Annotated in this window: 6 protein-coding genes; 2 read left to right on the top strand and 4 right to left on the bottom strand. The window is 48.8% G+C overall.

Annotated features, from left to right (window positions below; translation table 11 throughout):
* From RMO52_RS08850 to RMO52_RS08835, 4 genes are all read right to left on the bottom strand, one after another.
* On the bottom strand, positions 1 to 540 hold a 540-nt coding region (locus RMO52_RS08850), incomplete at its 3' end, for an MFS transporter (RefSeq protein WP_396134926.1).
* Between the two features lie 120 nt (positions 541 to 660).
* Entirely contained in the window at positions 661 to 1,953 is a 1,293-nt protein-coding gene (locus RMO52_RS08845) for a dihydrolipoamide acetyltransferase family protein (RefSeq protein ID WP_310413044.1), read from the bottom strand.
* Between the two features lie 213 nt (positions 1,954 to 2,166).
* On the bottom strand, positions 2,167 to 2,616 hold the full coding sequence (locus RMO52_RS08840) for a YlqD family protein (protein ID WP_309741982.1): 450 nt from the start codon (positions 2,614 to 2,616) through the stop codon (positions 2,167 to 2,169).
* Positions 2,617 to 2,690: 74 nt separating this feature from the next.
* Entirely contained in the window at positions 2,691 to 4,655 is a 1,965-nt protein-coding gene (locus tag RMO52_RS08835) for an AMP-binding protein (protein ID WP_310413051.1), read from the bottom strand.
* Positions 4,656 to 4,763: 108 nt separating this feature from the next.
* On the opposite strand from RMO52_RS08835, the gene RMO52_RS08830 reads away from it, so the two are divergent.
* The gene (locus RMO52_RS08830; protein ID WP_310413042.1) at positions 4,764 to 5,309 is read left to right on the top strand and encodes an NUDIX domain-containing protein; all 546 of its coding nucleotides are present in this window, start codon (positions 4,764 to 4,766) and stop codon (positions 5,307 to 5,309) included.
* Positions 5,310 to 5,382: 73 nt separating this feature from the next.
* On the top strand, positions 5,383 to 5,565 hold a 183-nt coding region (locus RMO52_RS08825), incomplete at its 3' end, for a hypothetical protein (protein ID WP_310413038.1).

The following is a 5,565-nucleotide window of genomic DNA, read 5'->3' as shown; positions in this document are numbered from 1 at the left end:
ACACAAGACGGCTGGAATAATGGAAATCACAAATAAATCTCGAACTTTGAATCCATAACCTAGCAAGACAGCAGCTAAAATCGGCCCTAACACCGCACCAGCATTATCCATCGATCGATGCAAGCCAAAAGCCAAACCCCGACGCTCTGGCGGTACGCTAGCCGCTAGCAGCGCGTCGCGGGGCGAACTCCGCAAGCCTTTACCCACTCTGTCGAGCATCCGAATCCCCAGCACGCCCACCCAGCTACTAGCAATCGCTATCAGCGGACGACTAAAACCTGCTAAACCATAGCCCCAGACGATCCAGGGCTTGGTGCGATTAGTTCGATCGACTAATACTCCCGATCCCAACTTTAAAATGCTGCTAGTCGCTTCAGCAATCCCCTCAATTATCCCCAAAGCTTTCGGGCCAGCCATTAAAACGGAAGATAAATACAGGGGAATTAGGGGATACACCAGATCGCTAGCTGTATCGTTGAGCAAGCTGATGGCACCAATCAGCCACACATTAGGCGGCAGTCTTCGGAGAGCGGTGAGCAACATCAGGCCTCATCATCAATAGGAGCGGAAATGTAGGGTGGGCACAGTTCGGCTATCGCTCACTGACCACTGCCCACCATCTACGTTCGAGCTAATTACACTACTTAGAAATCGTCCCAATTAGAGCGTCAAAGATTGAACATTTGTTTCCAGTAACAGCGCCAAATCCTTGAGGAAATTGGCAGCGTCGGCACCGTAGATAATTCGGTGATCGGCGGTCATATTGACCTGCATCTGACGACGAATCGCAAATGTTCCCTCTTCGCTAGCAACTACTGTCGGCTGGGACGCCCCAACGGCTAAAATTGCGCCCGTACCGGGGGGTAGAATGGCGTCAAACCGATCGACACCCAGCATTCCGAGGTTGGAGATGGTAAAGGTGCCAGAGCTGTATTCCTGGGGCTGCAATTGCTTGATCCGGGCACGCTCGACTAAATCTTTCCACATCCGGGAGAGGGAATAGAGATCGAGCTGGTCGGCATGTTGGAGGACAGGGGTAATCAAACCACCATCGGGCATGGCAACTGCTACGGCGATGTTAATCGCGCCGGGGTGATTGACACCAGCATCTGAGAAGCAAGCATTGACGTTAGGGTGCTTGGCAAGGGTCATCGCGACTGCTTTGGCAAGCAGTGCTGTCATGGTGACGCCTTTGGATTTGACTTGTTTGTAGAGCTTGTCGAGGTTATTGGTTTCGATCGTATAGCCGACGCGGAAGGTCGGGATCGCCAAACTCGCTATCATGTTGCGATTGACGGCAGATTGGAGGGTATTGAAGGGGACGACTCGCGCACCAGCACTAGCGGTAACAGTCGGCGCAACTGGGTGCGCAACTGCGGGGATAGCAACTGGCGCTGCGGGTTGGCTCTGAGCGACAGGGGCGGGAGCTTTGCCAGCAGCCATGCCGACATCATCGGCGGTAATGCGACCGTTGGGGCCAGTGCCATGTAGGGTTTCGACAGCTACACCGTATTCTTTAGCCAATTTCCTAGCGCGGGGCGATACTACAGGTCGATCGCTTCTGAGGCTGGTTGCTGGGGTTGCAGTGGCGGCTGGAGTGGCTACTGCTGTAGCATTGGCAGCTACGGCGGTGGCGGTGGCGGGGACGGCTACGGGAGCGGCGGCGGCAGATTTGCCATTAGCCTGCTGTTTGGCAGTTTCGATTTCGGCTTCGGTTTCGGCGACTAAAGCAATTGCCGAGCCGACTGGAGCGGACTCTCCTGCTTGGACGACGATCGCCGCAATAAAGCCACTATAAAAGGTTTCGACATCCATGTCTGCCTTGTCGGATTCCACCACGACAACGATTTCACCTTTTTCGACTTTATCCCCTGGCGACTTTTGCCAGGAGACGATCTTGCCTTCAGTCATCGTGGAACTTAGAGCAGGCATGAAAACTTCGCGTATTGCCATGGGGAATCTTCTCGATCGAACAGTTAGGTTGAGCTTGCGACTTCTTATCTTATCTTACCTAGTGGATTGTGGATAGTGAATCGTGGATCGTGGATCGTGAATCGTGCTAGGTAGTAGATGAAAAATATAGAGCTAGAAGGACGCTTGCGTCCTAACCTGTCTTTCACTATCCACTATCCACTATCCACTATCCACTATCCACTATCCACTACTCTAGATATTTCCCCGAATTTCCATCACCACCCCATCATGGAGCAGGACTTCGACGTTCATTTTGGAAATCAAATTATCGCCGAGTTTGACAGCAAAGTAGCCTTCAACTTGACCTTGACTGACTTCTTGTTTGAGTTCGAGAAATTGAACTTGTTGAAGTTGTTGCAGCGCCATGTTTTTTTGTTCTAGCAGTTCGCTTTTCTGCTGATTAACCTGCATCTGGATGCTTTCAATCTGTTGAACTACCTGCGGCCCAGGCGGTTGCAGGTTTTGTTTTTGAATTTCGGCGACTGCTCTTTGTCCCTGAATTTCTAACTGTTGAAGTTGACCGTCCAGTTCGCTAATTTGTGTTTGTAATAGTTGCTGGGTTTCGTCTTTCCAACGTTGCGTCACGACAGCTTTGATACTGACGACCCGCTTGAGCATTAATTGAGAGTCTGGTAGATCCATGATTTAGGTAATTTTGGTAACTAGTTGCTATCGGTCTAGTGGCTAGCGGCTCTGCCCCGTACCCTATTCCCTGTTTAGCGAGCGAACATCTCGTCAATCATACCGTGATACCGCTCCATCACAACTGGACGACGAATTTTCAGCGTCTGAGTTAGGAGTCCATTTTCGATGGTGAATGGCTCGGCGATGAGCTTGATGGCGACAATTTTGTCATCGACACGATAGCCCGGACGGTTTTTGACTTCGCGATTGAGTTCTTCTCGAAAGAGGCTGAGAACTTGACTAGCTGCGAGGATGTTCGCATCTACAGTGGGAGTCGTGGTGAAATCTAAGGGTAAGTTTTGGCTGGTTGCCCATTGTTGTAAGGCTTCAAAATTGGGGACAACGATCGCGCCGAGGGATTTTTGGTCTTGACCGACGAGGACGATTTGACTGATATACTGGCTTCGTAGACAGGCATCTTCGATCGGGGTGGGTTCGATATTTTCACCGTTACTGAGGACGATCGTATCTTTGGCACGTCCGGTAATCGTCAGATCCTTATTAGCCGTGAGCATTCCCAAGTCACCACTATTAAACCAGCCTTCAGGATCGATCGCTTTGGCTGTAGCTTCAGGATCGCGGTAATAACCCTGCATTACTTGCGGCCCGCGAATTAATACTAATCCTTTACTACCGATCGAGACTGGCTGGCGAGTTTCGACATCGACGATCTTAATTTCGGTACCGGGTAGGGGTTTTCCTGATGACAGGCGGAGATTTTGCCACGGACGGCGGACGTTGGTAATTGGGGCAGTTTCCGTCAAGCCGTAGCCCAGCAGCACATCGACACCCACAATTTCAAAGAATAAATCTAGATGTTTGGCTAGCGAACCACCGCCGATAATAATATTTTTAATCTTACTACCTGTGGCTTCTCGAATTTTAGCGTAGACAATTTTGTCGGCGATCGCGTGAACTGGCGCTAAGATCGACATCTGAAGCCGCGCATTTAACTTTTGACTTAAACTGGGCTTTAAGCATTCCAAACTCAATCCCTGGACGATCCGCCGCGCTTCGATATATTTTTTACTAGCAGCCAACAGCGTATCGACTAGTTTTTGCTTGTTGGCTGGCTGCTCCCGAAATTGCTTCTGAATGCCCTCATAAACCGACTCCAACAGGCGCGGAACTGCCACCAGGTACTCTGGACGCACATCTTTCAAATCCTGCTTGAAATAGCGAATATTGGTGTAAGTCTGCGTACATCCCTGAGAGAGCAAATAATACTCACACGATCGCTCGTAACTATGCCAAGAAGGTAAGATACTCAATACGCGATCGCCTGGTTTAGCGGGAATCACCGTACCGCAAGTATTTACTTGATGTAGCAAATTCCCGTGAGAGAGCATCACCCCTTTAGGATTGCCGGAAGTTCCTGATGTATAAATGAGGGTTGCTAAATCGGTTTTGTTGAGGACAACGGGTATAAAATTGCCAGTACGACCTAAATCGATCGTCTGACTAAAATTGAGCAGTTTAATCGGGTAGTCTGAATCTGGTTGTTCGTCAGAAAGTAAAATAATTAAACTAATCGCTAAATCGCCTAGCTTATCGCTGAGTTTTTTTAAAGTTTTGATATCTTCAACTACTAATACTTTCGCTTGGCTATTATCTAAAATCGCCAATAATTCTTGGGTGTCCGCTTGCGAACTTCTCACGGCATTAAATGCCCCTGCTAACATGATTCCTTGGTCGGCAATCAACCAACGCGGGCTATTGTCAGCAAATAACGCCACTCCCGTATGCGGTTGAATCCCTAAGCATTGTAAGCCAGTCGCAAATAGCTTGACTTGAGTGGCGACCTCTCGATAAGTAAAACTAACTGCTGGGTTGCTATGGGGGGCATTTAAGGCAACGACTTCGCCACATTTGGCGGCAACTATTTCCCAAATTTCGGGAATAGCATTAATCTGACTATAGTCGATCGTCTGAGTGAGATTATCGCGCTCTCGATCGGTAATTTGATAAGGGTAGTTGGCTAGTCTAGTAGTTGTCATCATGATGATTTATCCAATTTTTATAATCCCCAACCGTACCAGACGGCATCAGTTGGCTGTTTCTATATTCCTAGATTAGCTGGTGACTGGTGCGATCGGCGATCGGCTGTGACAGAACGTAAGGTGGCTGCTTTTTGTAGCACGATGCTCCAACTGCGACGGCTGCCGAAGGCGATCGATCGGCGACTCACCCAGATTTATAATAAGAGACTCGTCTCTAGCTCGCACATATCTATGAAACAAGTTAAATCCTGTGGCTTTATTCTATTTCGTCCCAATCCGCAAAAATCGTTCCTATTGATGAAACACGAGGATCGATATGACCTCCCGAAAGGACATATCGAACCGGGCGAAACCGACCTAGAATGCGCCCTCAGAGAGATGAATGAAGAAACCGGGATTCCAGTTAGTGCAGTGCGTATCGAGCCAGATTTTCAGTATCGATCGGTCTATTATCCCCAATCTGCCAGATATGATAATAAGGCTGTGGAAAAGACTTTAATTATTTTCTTGGGTTGGGTAGATGCCCCCACCGTGATTACCTCCACCGAACATATTGGCGCTGAATGGGTCGATTGGCACCCACCGCACCAAATTCAAGCTCAAACGATCGATCCACTCCTAGCTGAAGTTCAGGCATATTTTGGGGTGTAAAAGTTAGTAAATGTTAAACTTAAATTACATTCAATTTTGCGTCGGCAAAGCCGCGCCGAGAGGTAATCGCATCATGAACACAACCCCACAAAGCGGACACTTCGACCCTTCGGCAGAGCTTCATGGGCAACGCAAGCTCAGTGCATCGCGCTCAACGCTCGAATCAATCGTTCGGGAACTGGAAAAAATACCCGAACCAATTCAACTAAGCCTTTTAGATTTTATCCGTTCTCTGAGTAGTAGCTATACAGCCACA

The sequence above is a fragment of the Chamaesiphon sp. OTE_8_metabat_110 genome (assembly GCF_031382685.1).
Lineage (GTDB): Bacteria > Cyanobacteriota > Cyanobacteriia > Cyanobacteriales > Chamaesiphonaceae > Chamaesiphon.
Note: the sequence above shows the minus strand (reverse complement) of the source record. Positions and strands in the feature narration are given on the sequence as shown.